At 68.4% G+C, this 15,041-nt stretch carries 14 protein-coding genes; 7 read left to right on the top strand and 7 right to left on the bottom strand.

Going from position 1 to position 15,041, the window contains the following annotated elements; genetic code table 11:
* Positions 1-2 precede the first annotated feature (2 nt).
* On the bottom strand, positions 3-665 hold the full coding sequence (locus AC1DWT_RS11915) for a hypothetical protein (RefSeq protein ID WP_477920674.1): 663 nt from the start codon (positions 663-665) through the stop codon (positions 3-5).
* A gap of 95 nt (positions 666-760) precedes the next feature.
* On the opposite strand from AC1DWT_RS11915, the gene AC1DWT_RS11910 reads away from it, so the two are divergent.
* On the top strand, positions 761-1,936 hold the full coding sequence (locus AC1DWT_RS11910; RefSeq protein ID WP_072940450.1) for a hypothetical protein: 1,176 nt from the start codon (positions 761-763) through the stop codon (positions 1,934-1,936).
* 8 nt (positions 1,937-1,944) lie between these two features.
* Here the strand turns inward: AC1DWT_RS11910 and AC1DWT_RS11905 are convergent, their stop codons facing one another.
* Complete coding sequence (locus AC1DWT_RS11905; protein WP_477920672.1) at positions 1,945-3,168, bottom strand: HNH endonuclease signature motif containing protein; 1,224 nt, start codon at positions 3,166-3,168, stop codon at positions 1,945-1,947.
* Positions 3,169-3,294: 126 nt separating this feature from the next.
* On the opposite strand from AC1DWT_RS11905, the gene AC1DWT_RS11900 reads away from it, so the two are divergent.
* On the top strand, positions 3,295-3,906 hold the full coding sequence (locus AC1DWT_RS11900) for a maleylpyruvate isomerase family mycothiol-dependent enzyme (RefSeq protein ID WP_095862605.1): 612 nt from the start codon (positions 3,295-3,297) through the stop codon (positions 3,904-3,906).
* Between the two features lie 6 nt (positions 3,907-3,912).
* Here AC1DWT_RS11900 and AC1DWT_RS11895 read toward each other — a convergent pair whose 3' ends face one another.
* Genes AC1DWT_RS11895 through AC1DWT_RS11880 form a run of 4 tightly spaced genes read right to left on the bottom strand, consistent with a single transcriptional unit; the run spans position 3,913 to position 6,818 of the window.
* Positions 3,913-4,323 (bottom strand): hypothetical protein, encoded by a 411-nt coding sequence (locus tag AC1DWT_RS11895; protein WP_072940235.1) that lies wholly within the window; start codon positions 4,321-4,323, stop codon positions 3,913-3,915.
* A gap of 34 nt (positions 4,324-4,357) precedes the next feature.
* The gene (locus AC1DWT_RS11890; protein ID WP_378690409.1) at positions 4,358-5,170 is read right to left on the bottom strand and encodes an SDR family NAD(P)-dependent oxidoreductase; all 813 of its coding nucleotides are present in this window, start codon (positions 5,168-5,170) and stop codon (positions 4,358-4,360) included.
* A gap of 45 nt (positions 5,171-5,215) precedes the next feature.
* Positions 5,216-6,007 carry an SDR family NAD(P)-dependent oxidoreductase gene (locus AC1DWT_RS11885; protein ID WP_477920669.1) on the bottom strand — a complete coding sequence of 264 codons (792 nt, stop codon included), beginning with the start codon at positions 6,005-6,007 and terminating at the stop codon, positions 5,216-5,218.
* Between the two features lie 34 nt (positions 6,008-6,041).
* The gene (locus AC1DWT_RS11880) at positions 6,042-6,818 is read right to left on the bottom strand and encodes an SDR family oxidoreductase (protein WP_072940244.1); all 777 of its coding nucleotides are present in this window, start codon (positions 6,816-6,818) and stop codon (positions 6,042-6,044) included.
* A 224-nt stretch (positions 6,819-7,042) separates the two neighbouring features.
* Between AC1DWT_RS11880 and AC1DWT_RS11875 the strand changes: the two genes are divergently transcribed.
* Positions 7,043-7,960 (top strand): tyrosine-protein phosphatase, encoded by a 918-nt coding sequence (locus tag AC1DWT_RS11875; RefSeq protein ID WP_477920667.1) that lies wholly within the window; start codon positions 7,043-7,045, stop codon positions 7,958-7,960.
* 2 nt (positions 7,961-7,962) lie between these two features.
* Here AC1DWT_RS11875 and AC1DWT_RS11870 read toward each other — a convergent pair whose 3' ends face one another.
* Positions 7,963-8,910 carry an aldo/keto reductase gene (locus tag AC1DWT_RS11870; RefSeq protein ID WP_072940250.1) on the bottom strand — a complete coding sequence of 316 codons (948 nt, stop codon included), beginning with the start codon at positions 8,908-8,910 and terminating at the stop codon, positions 7,963-7,965.
* A gap of 226 nt (positions 8,911-9,136) precedes the next feature.
* Here AC1DWT_RS11870 and AC1DWT_RS11865 point away from each other — a divergent pair, with 226 nt between their 5' ends.
* The 4 genes from AC1DWT_RS11865 to AC1DWT_RS11850 form a co-directional block, all read left to right on the top strand.
* Positions 9,137-10,639, top strand: coding sequence for an aldehyde dehydrogenase family protein (locus tag AC1DWT_RS11865; protein WP_477920665.1), 1,503 nt, complete (start codon positions 9,137-9,139; stop codon positions 10,637-10,639).
* Between the two features lie 27 nt (positions 10,640-10,666).
* The gene (locus AC1DWT_RS11860; RefSeq protein ID WP_477920663.1) at positions 10,667-12,226 is read left to right on the top strand and encodes an APC family permease; all 1,560 of its coding nucleotides are present in this window, start codon (positions 10,667-10,669) and stop codon (positions 12,224-12,226) included.
* Positions 12,223-13,779 carry a GMC family oxidoreductase gene (locus tag AC1DWT_RS11855; protein WP_206013020.1) on the top strand — a complete coding sequence of 519 codons (1,557 nt, stop codon included), beginning with the start codon at positions 12,223-12,225 and terminating at the stop codon, positions 13,777-13,779. The genes AC1DWT_RS11860 and AC1DWT_RS11855 overlap by 4 nt, the downstream gene beginning before the upstream one ends.
* 92 nt (positions 13,780-13,871) lie before the next feature.
* Positions 13,872-15,041 (top strand): thiolase family protein (locus AC1DWT_RS11850; RefSeq protein ID WP_477920661.1); only part of this gene is annotated, 1,170 nt, incomplete at its 3' end.

Here is a 15,041-nt window from a genome sequence, read left to right as displayed (position 1 = left end):
GCTCACCACACCCGGAACGCGCTGTCCGAGAGCGTGAATCCGTGACCGGCGTCGCTGCGGCACGTCACCCCGGCGGCCTCGTCGACGAGACACGTCAGGTCGTTCACCTGCAACGCACGTCCATACGACAGTGCGGGGGCGGCCGATCCGTCGAGGGGATAGAACCGCGGGTCGCCGGCACTGGCGAACTGACCGGGGCGACCGCCGGTGACCTCGATCGCGTTGGGCGTGACCGCGGTCCCGGACGCACCCGCGCCCGGGACCTTCGGCGCCGACGCCGGCATCGGGCCGTGGCAGCCGGCGGTCGGGAGGTCGCCGCCCGTCAGGATCGCGCAGTGGAACTTGGTGCTCGGCGTAGTGAAGTAGTAACTCCCCGCCGCGGTGCCGGCGAAAGCCTGCGGGTCGGCCGGGGCCGGGGTGCTCGTCGTGGTCTTGGTCGTCGACGGGGGTGCGCTTGCGGTGGTGGTGCCCGTTGTGGACCTCGTGGTGGTGGTGGTGGTGGTCTTCGGGGCGGTCGTCACAGCCGATGTGGTTGCGGATGTGGTCGCGGGCCCCGCGACGGCGCCGGTCTCGGGGGAGCCGTCGACGGAGCGGGCGCAACCGGCTACCCCTGCCACCATTGCCACCGCCGCGAACAGAAGTACCGCACGCACCGTGAAGGTCATGGTGGAGAGCCTAGAACCGCGCCCGTCTCGATCGGTCGCGGCGCGTCCGACGAAATTCTGGGACAGTGGTGATCAGCGAACTGCCAGGAGGTCCGATGTCGGAAAGCGCCCAGTACGAGGAGCGTCGTGCCCGCATCTCCTTCCAGGTCCGCGACTGGTGTGAACGGTCCACGATCGCGGGCACGCATGCCCCGCTGTCGGACGCCGCCGCCGTACTGATCGCTGTCGGACATCTCGATCCGCCCACCCGGCAGGTGCTCACCAACCGGCGTCGCGCGGGTCGCACCATTCCGTCGATCGGCGGCTTCGGAGCGCTGCGTCTGCTCACGGACGAATACCACCAGATGGGGCGCCGCACCGACAGCCTGCGTCCCGGACCTGCGCAGCTGCTGTTCAAATACCGTGCGACCGAACTCGGCCGCAAACTGCAGTCCTATCGGTCTGCGGTGGTGATGTCGCCCGCCCATTACGGGAACGGTGTCCGAGCGATGCGCCGGGATCGGCGCGAGGGGGTCCATCTCGATCTCGATCAGCGTGAGGCGCTGTTCCGGGCGCTGCAACGCACACCGGCGCCGATTGCCGGAACCGCGCTCGAACGCGCGGGCAACTACGCCCGAGGCACCGCGGCGGAACGCCTCGTCCACGCAGCGGAGAACACCCCGATGGCCGCGGTCGGGCGACGTGTCGCCGACGCCATCGGCAAGGGCGCCGATCTCGAGAACGACAGATTCGCCGACTCGTACGACACCCTGCTCTACCTGGCGGGGATGCTKTTCGACAGGATTGACGGCTCCCCGGTCTGGCATTCGGAGCACTTCGCGATCCAGCGGTACCAACTCGACCTCGCCGAGGAACTGACCCAGATCGCCGTCGACACCGTCGCGCTGCGCGGAATCCGGATCGAACTCGACGACGCGCTGCGCGCCACCCATTCCGACGGCGCGCGTCAACAGATCGAGGCCAGGAGCAACGCGCTGAAGCCGGTATGGGATCAACTGGTCGACCGCGTCGCCGCACTCGCCAGGATCGGCGACCTGCTGTCCCGGGCCGAGGTGCAGCTGCGGTCCGTGCTGGCCGTCAACCGGGCGATGAGCCTCGACAGCCGCATCGACGAACTCATCGCACGCTCCGGCGACCGCGAATTGTCGGCGGAGAACACCCACAACGTCGGAGACCAGTTCGGCGGCGTGGAGGAGCTGATGCTCACGTACCAGTCGGCCCTGCACGGAGACATCGCCGAACTCACATCGTGGTCGGGGGGACGAGGATGACCGAAGGGCTAACCTCCACCACCGCATGACGCACGGAGGTGTGCGATGAGGATCGCTTCGATCTCCGACCGCCGCGCCGCGGACGGCAATCGCGGGGCCGCGGACCGGTAATGGTGCCCCGTCGGAGTGCCGAGGTCGAAGAGATGCGTTCGGCCATGCCTCCTGACGGGGCGCGCGGTCCAGCCGTCGCCCTCCTTCGCGTAATTGCACGCCGCGCACAAACCCGCCCAATTATGTGCGGTGGTGGCCCCCTTCTTGCGGCGCGAGAGAATGTGATCGTGATGGCGGATCGGCGCATCACACCACGGGGTGCGGCACGTCCGGTCACGGAGATCGATCAACTTCGCAAGACTTTTCGGGAACGTCCGCGCCTGCGACTCCATCGCCGTCAACGACCCCGACACCGGGCACGAGTACACGTTTCGTAAGGTCACCGCGGTATCGCTATCAAGGGCGTCGGCGACCAGTTTCCGGGCGATCCCCGCCGGCACCGGCCCGAACTCCGCCAGGTCCGCCGCCTCGTTCTCGCCCGCCAGCAGTGTTTCGTCGGAGATCACCAGGTTCACCGCCACCGGCACACCATTGGCGACCGATGCCCCGGTGCCGCGGTCGAACAACAGATCCGCCATCACCTGGTTGCGGGTGCGGCCACCGCTGTCCCCGGTCGCGATGAGGCTGTCCGCATCCCGCCCCAATGTGGCGTGTAGGCACACCGCCTGTTCCATCGGCATCAGCACACTCAGATACGCCATCGAATCCGGCGCCGGCCGCGTCGTGACCCGCCGCTCCGAGACGGCCTTGCGGTACCGGGCCACGACCGAGGCGGCGTCGAGTTCCACCGCCAGGGCCTTCGCCTTCGCGACCAGGCCGCGGTCCCCGACCCCGTCGAGACTGTCCGGGTCCGAACACAACCGGCGATCCACCACCGCCCGAGCGAACCCCAGATGCCGGCCGCGGCGGTTCGGGGACTCCCTGCGCGCCAACGCAATCTGCGAGGCGATACCGCGGTCCCACTCCGCCCGCGGCAACCGCCGGGCCTTGCGGTCCTCCCGCATGCAGGTGGCGACATCGTCGGTGACCACCGCCTGCACCGCGCACCCCACCGACTTCAACGACTCCACCGCGTCGATCCACTCGATCCCCAACCCGGGATCACCACTCGCAGAAACCACACGAAGCCGCGCCGTGAACGCCCGCAACTCCTCCAGATCCGGTGCCACCACATCCCCCACGACCAGCCTCCCCCGAGGTCATTCGAATATACGTTCGACTTTATCAATCATGTTCGACTGGCGCAATACTCGGCGGTTTCGGTCTACGGTGATCCTGGAGAACACATCTGATGGGAGCTGACTGCGATGACCGATGATGCCGTCCTACAGCGTGCGGTCGCGAACGAGTTCTCGGCCCTGGCCGACGTCCTCGACGGGATCTCGGATGCGGAATGGGACACGCCTTCGCTGTGCGAGGGCTGGCGGATTCGCGAAGTGGTCGCACATGTCACGATGGCGGCGCGCTACTCCGAGGAGCAGTTCATGACGCGCCTGCGCGAGTGCGAGTTCGATTTCACCCGGCTGTCCAACGAGATCGCCCGTAGTGACGCCGAATTGGCAACGTCTGATCTTGTCGCCGACCTGCGTTCGGACACCATGCGCGCGTGGACTCCGCCGGGCGGCGGCTATCACGGCGCGCTCAACCATGTGGTGATCCACGGCCTCGACGTCACGGTGCCGCTGGGGGTGCCGCGACGCGTACCCGAGGCGACGATCCGCATCGTCCTCAACGACCTCACGGCGGGCGGTGGGCACTCGAATTTCGGTGTCGACATCGAGGGTCGCCGACTGCGGGCCACGGACCTCGGCTGGTCGTACGGGTCGGGTGCCGAATTGCGCGGAGCGGGAGAGGATCTCGCTCTCACGATCTGTGGCCGGACGCTTCCGGCCGGACGGGTCGAGGGCGACCCGTTGTAGTCGGTCTCAGCTGCCCGGAATGAAACCCGGGTAGACGAAGTGCCCGGGACCTCCGCCGGGGAGCGAGGCGCCGAGCGACCCGGGGAAGTCCAGGGACAGTTTGACGAGTTTGTGGGGTTGCCCGTTCTGGTCGGCTTGCCAGCAATCGAGCAGCACGCCGTGGAATCCGGTGCAGACGATGCGGTTGGCGGTCCCGAACGGCGACGTGAGGCGGTTCGCGCTGACGAACGGATTCCAGTAGTCGAGATCGGTCGGGGTGAGGAAGTTCTGGTTGTCGAACGGCGCGAGTGGACTGGGCTCGGTGGGTATCGGCGGCCATTCGTCGGCGGCGGCCACACCGGCGCACCCGAGAACGGCGGCGGTGGCGACAGCCACGGTCGCGGTGATCTGGGCGAATCGGCGCGTAGCGGTAGTCATCTCCACCAGCCCACAGTAAACCGACGGGCGGCGCCTACGGCCGCAAACCGGGATGACGGCTGGCGAGGACGGGAACGAGGAACTTGTTCGGCGCGAGGCGCGCGAAGACGGACGCCGCCCGGTTCGCGAAACCGGGGATGGCGACCATCTGTCCCTTGTCGAGTCCGTCGATACCGGTCTTGGCCACGGATTCGGGGCTCTCCCACATGAAGCTGGGCAGCGCGGCCTCCGCGTCCTCCTTCGCGAAACCTGCCGTCTCGCCGAATCCGGTGTCCACGGGTCCGGGGCAGAGTGCGGTCGCGGTGACCCCGGTGCCTTTCAATTCCCCGGTCAGACTTTCGGTGTAGGAGAGGACGAACGCCTTGCAGGCGCCGTACCCCGCCTGGCCGGGCAGCGGCTGGAACGCCCCGGTGGACGCGACGTTGAGAATCGCTCCCCGGCGCCGGTGCACCATGCCCGGCAGGGCGCGGCTGCACAGGTCGGCGACGGCCGTCACGTCGACCTCGATCATGTTCATCTCGGCGTCCGGATCGGACGCGGCCACCGGGCCGAGCGTGGACAGGCCGGCGTTGTTCACGAGGATGTCCAGGGTCAGTCCGAGTTCGCCGACCCGGTCGAGCAGGGTCGCCCGGGCCGAGCGGTCGGAGAGGTCGGCGCCCAGCACGTGCGCCCGGCCTCCCGCGGCCCGCAGTTCGGTGGCCAGTTCCTCCAACTTCTCGGCCCGGCGGGCGACGAGCACCACCTGATGGCCGCGTCGGCTGAGTTCACGGCTGAGGGCCGTGCCGATCCCGGACGAGGCTCCGGTGACGAGCGCGGTGCGATCGGCGGCAGGAGTGGGGAGGCTCATGCGTCCAACCTACGTGCCGCCGTCGCCGGCGCAAGGGTTCACCGCTCAGGCGTGGGTGCCGCCGTCGATGCGGATCTCGGTTCCGGTGACGAACGCGCCGTCGTCGGAGGCGAGCATGGCGACGACTCCGGCGACCTGCTCGGGTCCGCCCATGGCCGCGCCACCCGATTCCAGGGTGGTGGGGAGGATCGGTGACAGCTTGGAGAACAGGCCCCAATCGGCGTCGGACGGCACGTATCCGGAGGTGGCATCGGTGATTCCGGTCTTGATGCTGCCGGGGGCGACACCGACTGCGCGCAGGCCCTGCTTGCCGTATTCGAGGGCCAGCGCGTGGGTGAACGACTGGATGCCGCCCTTGCTCGCGGCGTACGCGGCCATGTAGGGATGCGCGAACGCGGCGGACGTGGAACTGAAGTTCACGACCACGCTGCGCTCGTTGCGCAGCAGCGCGGGCAAGCATTCGCGAACCATGAGGAAGGTGCCGGTGAGGTTGATCCCGATCACCTGATTCCACAGGTCCAAGGGCGTCTCGTGGGTGTGTGAGGCGCGGAGGATGCCCGCGGCGTTCACGAGCACGTCCAATCCGCCCAGGTTCTCGACGCTGCGGCTCACACCGTCGACGACGGACGTCTCGTCGCCGATGTCGATGGCGGCGACGCTGAGGCGCCCCGCCGTGYCTGCCGCTTCGGCGAGTTCCGTAGTCCGCGCGAGGCCGTCCTCGGAGACGTCGGCTGCCACGACGGTGCCGCCTTCCTCGAGCAGGCGGAGGGCGGTGGCCTGGCCGATACCCGACGCAGCGCCGGTCACCAGGATCCGCCGGTTGTCGAATCGATTCATCGTCTGTGCTCCTCGTGTGGTTCCGAATTCGATGTCATTGGCCCATGACATATTTCACGGTCGGTCCGGCGGTCCAGCCGCCGTCGACGGCCAGTTCGGCCCCGGTGACGTACGTGGCCGCGTCGGACAGCAGGAATCCGACGGCGCCGGCGATCTCCTCGGGTACCCCGACCCTTGCCATGGGGGTGTTCGGGTAGTTGCCCTCGCCCTGCTGGATTCCGAGTCCCGCGGTCATCGGGGTGTACGTCATGCCGGGGTGGACGGAGTTGACGCGGATCCGGTCGGTGCCCAGTTCCACGGCGGCGATCTTCGTGAGCCCGCGCACGCCCCACTTGGATGCGCCGTAGCCGGCGGTCAGGGCGAGTCCCATCAGCCCGGCGGCCGAGGAGATGTTGACGATCGATCCGCCGCCGGCGGCGCGCATCGGGCCGATGACGGCCTGCAGGCCGTTGAACACGCCGGTCAGGTTGATGTCGAGGACCGTCCGGAAGTGTTCGAGCGGTTCGTGCTCGATGTACTGGCCGGTGGAGATGCCCGCATTGTTGACGAGGCCGTCGACGCGTCCGAAGTCGCTCGTCGCCACGTCGACCGCGGCCTGCCACTGCTGCGGGTCGGTGACGTCGAGGTGGCAGTACCGCGCCCGGTCACCCAGCTTGTCGACCGTCGCGCGGCCGTCGTCGTCGAGGACGTCACCGACGACGACGCTGCCGCCCTCGTCGACGATGCGCTGGGCGAAGGCTGCGCCGAGCCCCCGCGCCGCCCCGGTCACGATCACAACCTTCCCCGCCAGTTGCTGTGCGGTCTCGGTCATCTCAGCTCACATCCTCGTCGTCGAAAAGTCACGTTCGTCGGGCACCTCGGCTGCCGACGGCCCGAGTCTGCTGTGGTCGGCCTCCGCGGGAAACGGGTTCTCCCGGTGATCGGAACAACTCGTAGCCACGGGAAACGCCGGACCACTGTGATGTGGATTACCCGCTGACGTTCCGGACATGCCGGATGAGCGGATCTCCCCGACAGACCATCGAAAGGCTTCCCATGTCTCGACGTGTCACTTCCACCGCCGCGGTGCTGATCACCGGCAGCGTCCTGTTCGCGGGCCTCGGCGCGCCGGCGCTCGCGTCGGCGGACCCGTTCTCGCTGCCCGGAATCAGCCTCCCGGATTTCGGTTCGTCCGATTTCGGGAGCGCGGGCCCGGTCGTCGAGACGCCGCGACTGGCGTCGGTCGACAACTTCCGCGACGTCGGGGGATCGGGCCGGGGGTATGCGACCCCCCGCGGGGGACACGTCACGCGGGGGCTGTTCTACCGTTCGAACGCGCTGGTTCCGAGCGATCAGGATCTCGCCGTCCTCACCGGGCTCGGGCTGACCGCGGTGTACGACGTGCGGACCGTCGAAGAGGTGGCGGCGAAACCCGACCGGCTCCCGGCCGGGCCGCGGTATCAGGGTATCCCGATCCTGTCGGGTGACCTGGGTGCCGCTGTCGCGCAGTTGAAGTCGCCCGCCGACGCCGTCGCGTTCATGCAGCAGATGAACCGCAGCTTCGTCGACGACGCGGCGACCCGGGCCGGGTTCGCGCAACTCCTGACGTCACTGGCCGACACCGACGGACCGCAGATCTTCCACTGCACCGCGGGCAAGGATCGCACCGGCTGGGCGTCCGCGCTGCTGCTCTCCATCGCCGGCGTTTCGCAGGACACGATCTTCGACGACTATCTGCTCACCAACGAATACACCGCGGCGTCGATGAAGGTCACGTACGACCAGATCGCCGCCAGCCGCGGCGAGGCGGTGGCGAAGATCTACCGGCCGCTGCTGGGTGTGGACCGCAGCTACCTCGAGGCCGGGCTCGGCCGGCTCGCGGAGCAGTACGGCACGGTCGACCGGTACCTCACCGACGGGCTGGGTCTGAGTTCGGCGACGGTCGACCGGCTCCGGAGCAAGCTGCTGGGCTGAGGTCAGGCCCCGATCGCGTCCGAGAGGGTCGTGAGCCGGCTGATCTCGGACGCGGTCAGCGTCACGGTCGGGGCGTCGAGCAGGGCGGGAAGCTGTTCGAGGCGGCTCGCGCTCGCGATCGGTGCGGTGATGCCGGGCCGGGTGAGGAGCCACGCGAGCGCGATGGTGGAGATCTCGGCGGAGTGCGTTTCGGCGATCTCGGCCAGGGCGTCGACGACGGCGAGGCCGGACTCGGAGAAGTAGCGGGTGGCCATCCGCTGGCGAGGCTGACCGTCCAGGTCGGCCTGGGTGCGGTACTTGCCCGCGAGGAAACCCGCCGCGAGCGAGTAGTACGGGAAGACGCCGAGGCCGTTCTCGGTGGCGATCGCGGCCACCTCGGGCTCGTAGTCGTGGCGGTGCACCAGGTTGTAATGCGGCTGCAGCGCGATCGGCGCGGCGAAACCGTGCTCGGCAGTCAGCGACAGCCACTCGCGGATGCGCTCGGGTGAGTAGTTGGAGATGGCGACATGCCGGACGAGTCCGTCGCGGACCAGTTTGTCGAATGCGCCGAGGGTGTCCACGAGGGGCGTGTCGGCGTCGTCGAAGTGTGCGTAGTACACGTCGATGTAGTCGGTGTGCAGCCGCTTCAGGGACGCCTCCGCCGCTGCCCGCACGTTGGCGGGGGCCAGTCCCTTGAACTCCGGGTGCTGGCTGACCTTGGTGGCGATCACGATGTGGTCCCGGTTGCGGCGGGACGCCATCCAATTGCCGAGGACGGTCTCGGACTCGCCGCCGGAGTTGCCGTCGGCGAACGCCGAGTACGAGTCCGCCGTGTCGACGAAGTTGCCGCCGCCCGCGGCGAACGCGTCGAGGATGTCGAACGATGTCGGTTCGTCACTGGTCCAGCCGAAGGTGTTGCCACCGAGGGCCAGGGGAAAGATGTCCAGATCCGAGTTGCCGATCGCGACCACGGGTGCTCCGTTTCTAGGTGTGTCCTGTCCGGGAATGTGCGAAGAGTTCGCCTGACGACGCTATCGCAGCCGCTAGGCGCACGCGCGTCCGGCTACCGGACACACCCTTCCCGGTCGCGGATTCCCAGGCGAATCGGACATGTGTCGGGCGAACCCCGCCCACCGCGACTCCGACGGCATACCGTGGAGGGGGTGCGTTCGTTCCGGCGAGACACGGAGTTGAGTGATGCGGGACCAGTCGATCGATGACCTTCTGAACACGGGCCTGTTCGTCGACGGGCGGTGGATCCGCTCCAGCTCCGGCGAGACCCGGGACTGCATCAATCCGGCCGACGGGTCGGTGGTCGCCACCGTCGACGAAGCCTCCCCGGACGACGCCGCCCGCGCTGTCGCCGCGGCCCGCGCCGCGTTCGACGAGGGCACCTGGCCGCACACGCCGGTCGCCGAGCGCACCGCCATCGTCGCGCGGATCGCCGATCTGCTCGAACGCGACAAGGAGACCTTGGCGCGCATCGAGACGCTCGATACCGGAAAGACATTGGAGGAGAGCAGGATCGACATCGACGACGTGGTGTCGGTGTTCCGGTACTACGCGCAACTCGCCGCGGTCGAGGCGGACCGTCTGGTGGACGTCGGCCGTCCCGACGTGATCAGCCGGGTGGTGCGCGAGCCGATCGGTGTGTGCGTGCTCATCGCACCGTGGAACTACCCTCTCCTGCAGATCTCGTGGAAGGTGGCGCCCGCACTGGCGGCCGGGTGCACGATGGTCCTCAAACCGAGCGAGGTGACCCCGCTCAGCACCATCGCGTTCACCGCGCTGATCGCCGAAGCCGGTGTTCCGGCCGGGGTGGTGAACCTCGTGCAGGGCAGCGGCGCCGTCCTGGGCGCCGCCCTCACGGGAACCCCCGACGTCGACTTCATCTCTTTCACCGGCGGGCTGGCCACCGGACGCGTCATCCTCGAGACCGCGGCGAAGAACGTCACCAAGGTGGCCGTGGAACTCGGTGGCAAGAATCCGCACATCGTCTTCGCCGACGCCGACGGAGACGACTCCGTCGACCAGGTGCTCACAGGAGTGTTCCTGCACTCCGGTCAGGTGTGCTCGGCGGGAACCCGCCTGATCATCGAGGAATCCATCGCCGACCGGTTCGTGGCCGCGCTCGCCGCCCGGGCGGAGAAGATCCGGATGGGCAACGGTCTCGACCCGGCGAGCCGAACGGGTCCGCTGGTATCCGAGGCCCACCGGGAGAAGGTCGAAAAGTACGTGGAACTCGGACGCTCCGAGGGCGCCCGGCTGGTGACCGGGGGAGCCCGGCCGTCGGATCCCGCGTTGGCGAACGGGAGTTTCTACCTGCCCACCATCTTCGACCACTGCGACCGCACCATGAGCCTCGTGCAGGAGGAGACGTTCGGGCCGATCCTCACCGTCGAGCGTTTCACCACCGAAGAGGAGGCGCTGCGACTGGGCAACGACACCGAGTACGGCCTCGCCGCGGGCGTCCGGACCGCCGACAGCGCCCGGGGCGAGCGCATGGTGCGGGGCCTGCGCCACGGAACGGTGTGGCTCAACGACTTCGGCTACTACACCGCGGCCGCCGAGTGGGGCGGCTTCAAGATGTCGGGGAACGGGCGCGAGCTCGGCCCCGCCGGTCTGGCGGAATACCAGGAGACCAAACACATCTGGCACAACACCTCGCCCACGGCGGCGGGGTGGTTCGACAACGGCTAGTCCGGCGCACGGAGAGGCGAGAGAACGATGGCTACTCGGCACGGAGCAGTGGGTGACGGAGATGAGCCGGGGGACAGTGGACTCGGCGAACTCGGGTACAAACAAGAATTGGACCGCAGTCTGGGCAAGTTCGCCAGTTTCGCGGCGGGAGTCAGCTACATCTCGATTCTCACCGGCACGTTCCAGTTGTTCTATTTCGGGTTCGGCACGGCGGGGCCGGCGTATCTGTGGTCGTGGCCGATGGTGTTCGTCGGGCAGATGGCCGTCGCCCTGTGCTTCATGGAACTCGCGGCCAAGTATCCCGTCGCCGGCTCGGTCTACAACTGGGCCAAGCTGCTCGGCAGCAGGATCGTGGGCTGGTCGTCGGGCTGGCTGATGCTCACCGCGTCGATCGTGACCCTCTCCGCGGTCGTGCTTGCGCTGCAACTCAACCTGCCGCGGTTGTGGAGCGGTTTCCAGATCGTCGGCGACGGCAGCGGTGAGTACGACTTCGCGACCAACGCCGTCATTCTCGGCACCATCATGATCGCGTTCACCACGGCGGTCAACGCATTCGGCGTCAAGCTGATGGCCCTCATCAACAGCACCGGCGTGTTCGTCGAATTGATCGCCGCGGTCCTCATTGCCGTCATCCTCGCCGCCAACATCATCCGCGGCCCGGAGGTGTTCTTCTCCACCCACGGGTACGGCGCCGGGGAGGCCGGCGGGTATCTGACCGTCTTCCTCGTGGCATCCCTCGCGTCCGGGTACGTGATGTACGGCTTCGACACCGCGAGTTCGCTCGGCGAGGAAACCGTCGACCCGCGGCGGACGGCACCCAAGGCGATCCTGCGGGCGATCCTCGCGTCCTTCGTGATCGGCGGGGCGATCCTGGTGTTCGCCGTCATGGCGGCCCCCGACCTCGACGATCCGCTGATCGGCAGCAGCGAGGGTGGTCTGCAGTACATCGTCGAGCAGGTGATGTGGGGACCGCTCGGCAAGATCTTCCTGGTCTGCATCGTCGTCGCGGTAACCGTGTGTTCGCTCGCCGTGCACGCCGCGGCCATCCGGCTCACGTTCGCGATGGCCCGCGACAACGCCCTGCCCTTCGGGGAGCGCCTGGCCCACGTCAACCCGAAGCATCAGACGCCGGTGGTCCCGGCCATCGTGATCGGTCTGCTCGCGGCGTTCATCCTCGTCATCAACATCGGTCAGCCGCAGATCTTCACGGTGCTGACGTCGATCGCGATCATCATGATCTACCTGGCGTACCTCATGGTCACCGGTCCGCTGCTGAAGAAACGACTGCAGGGGCAGTGGCCGCCGAAGGAACTCGCCGAGAGCGGCTACTTCACGATGGGCCGCTGGGGGCTTCCGGTGAACATCTTCGCCGTGCTGTGGGGCGTGGGAATGGCGCTCAACCTGGCGTGGCCACGCCCCGAGGTCTACGGAACCCCCTGGTACAACACGTGGGGTGCGTTCGTCTACATCGGCATCATCCTCGGGCTCGGCCTCCTCTGGTACGCGGTGAAGGGCCGCAACCACATCGGCTGCCTCGCCTCGCACGCGGCGACGACGAAGGACGAGGCGGAGAGTGAACTGCCATGACGGACACCGTGTTCGACTACGTGATCGCCGGCGGAGGAACCGCGGGATGCGTGCTCGCCGCCCGGCTCAGCGAGGACCCGTCGGTGACCGTGTGCCTCGTGGAGGCGGGGCCGTCCGACGTCGGTGACCGCAACATCCTCGAGTTGTCGCAGTGGATGCACCTGCTGGACTCCGGATACGACTGGGACTACCCGGTCGAGCCGCAGGAGCGGGGCAACAGCTTCATGCGGCACGCCAGGGCCAAGGTGCTCGGCGGCTGCTCGTCGCACAATTCGTGTATCGCGTTCTGGCCACCCGCCGAGACGCTCGACGACTGGGCGGAAGCCGGTGCGACGGGCTGGGGCGCAAAGGACGTGTTACCGCTCGTCGCGCGGGTGGAGAACAACGACGCCCCCGGCGACCAGCACGGCCGCAGCGGTCCCGTGCGGTTGCGTGACGTCCCCCCGAAGGACCCCTGCGGCGTCGCCCTGCTCGAGGCTGCGGCGAAGGTCGGGCTGCCGACCGTGCAGTTCAACCGCGGCACGAGCGTCCTCGACGGCGCGGGGTGGTTCCAGATCAACGCGTCCGAGGACGGCACCCGCATGTCGACGTCGCACGCCTACCTGCACCCGATTCTCGGATCCCGGCCCAACCTCGACGTGCGCACCGACTGCTGGGTCGCCGAGATCGTCATCGACGATGAGATGGCGGCGACCGGGGTGCGCTACCAGCGTCCCGACCTCTCCGGATACGACACCGTCTCGGCGCGCCGCGAGGTGATCGTCACCGCCGGGGCCATCGACACCCCGAAACTGCTGATGCTCTCGGGTATCGGCCCCACGGTGCACCTGCGTGAGATGGGCGTGCACGTCCGGGTCGACGCCCCCGGCGTGGGGCAGAACCTCGACGATCACGTCGAGGGCCTCGTGTTCTGGGAGGCGTCCCGGCCGATGGTCACCGAGTCGACGCAGTGGTGGGAGATCGGACTGTTCGCCACCACCGAGGAGGGGCTCAATCATCCGGACCTGATGATGCACTACGGCAGCGTGCCGTTCGACATGAACACCCTTCGATGGGGCTACCCCACCACGGACAACGGTTTCTGCCTCACCCCGAACGTCACGCAGGGACTCTCCCGCGGAACGGTGCGGCTCCGCTCCCGCGACTTCCGGGATCGTCCGCGAGTGGACCCCCGGTATTTCACCGACCCCGACGGTCACGACGAGGCCGTGATGCTCGCCGGGTTCCGGCTGGCGCGCCGCATCGCCGAGCAGGAACCGCTCCGGGGCTGGATCAGGAGGGAACTGGCTCCCGGGCCGGAGGCGGAGACCGACGACGAACTGATCGACTACGCGCACCGCACCCACAACACGGTGTATCACCCCGCCGGGACCGCCCGGATGGGTGCGGCCACCGACCCGGCGGCCGTCCTCGACCCGGAGTTGCGGGTGAAGGGGGTGCGCAATCTGCGGGTGGTGGATGCGTCCGCCATGCCGAAACTGCCGTACGTCAACCCCAACATCACGGTCATGACGATGGCCGAGAAGTGCGCCGATCTGATTCGCGGACGCTGACCCGGTGACGTGCGGGAGGCCCTGCGTGAACCGCCAGGTACTTTGAAGTCCTACTATCTCCCCGTACTGGCAGAGAGACGGAAGGGCACGTCATGAATTCTCCCGAACCGATCGTCGTAGTCGACGGCGCGAGGACCCCGATCGGCAGCTTCGGGGGCGCGTTCAAGGACGTGCCCGCCCACGAACTGGGTGCCACCGCCGTCAAGGCAGCCCTGGAGCGTGCCGGGGTGCCGGGTGCGGACATCGACGAGGTGGTGATGGGCTGCATCGGTCAGGTCGGGCCGGACGCCTACAACGCCCGCCGCGTCGCCCTGGCCGCCGGACTTCCCGAGAAGACGCCGGCGTACACCGTCAACCGGCTGTGCGGGTCCGGTCTGCAGGCGGTGTGGTCGGCGGCGCAGCAGATGCGGTGGGGTGGGGTGAACTTCGCCCTCGCCGGCGGCGACGAGAGCATGTCGCGGATGCCGTTCTACGACTTCTCGGCGCGCTCCGGGTACAAGCTCGGTGACCGCGCACTGGTGGACGGCACGGTCGCGATTCTGACCGACCCGTTCGGTGGGGTGCATATGGGCCGCACCGCCGAGGCCGTGGCCCGCAAGTACGACGTCAGCCGGGAGCAGCAGGACGAGTTCGCCGTCGAATCCCAGCGCCGCGCCGCCACCGACGCCGCGCGGGCGGCGTTCGCGGAGGAGATCACCCCGGTGCAGATCGGGGGCCGGCGTCCCAAGACGGTCGASGTCGACGAGCATCCCAAGCCCGACACCACCCTCGARACCYTGGCGAAGCTGCGGCCGGCGTTCGAGGAGGGCGGKTCGGTGACCGCCGGCAACGCGTCGGGGATCAACGACGGCGCCGCGGCGCTGGTGCTGGCCACCGAGTCCGCCGCCCGGGAGARGGGCCTGACCGGGCTGGTGACGCTGGAGGCGGTCGCGACGGCGGCGATGGAYCCCGCGCTGATGGGRTACGCCCCCGTGCTGGCGTTGCAGAATTTGTTCGAGCAGACCGGSACCACCCCCGGTGATATCGATGTGATCGAGTTGAACGAGGCGTTCGCGTCGCAGGCGGTCGCGGTGATCCGGGACGCGAAGCTGAGCCCGGAGAAGACCAACCCGTACGGTGGGGCGATCGCGTTGGGTCACCCGGTCGGGGCGACCGGGGCGATCCTGAGTCTGCGGATCGCGAAGGACATGGTGCGCCGCGACCTCGAACTCGGCATCGTCACCATGTGCATCGGTGGCGGCCAGGCCCTCGCCGCCCTCTTC

It is taken from the genome of Rhodococcus sp. P4_B6, assembly GCF_056402215.1.
The sequence above is the reverse complement of the archived record's forward strand: the minus strand, read 5'-3'. Positions and strand labels throughout refer to the sequence as shown.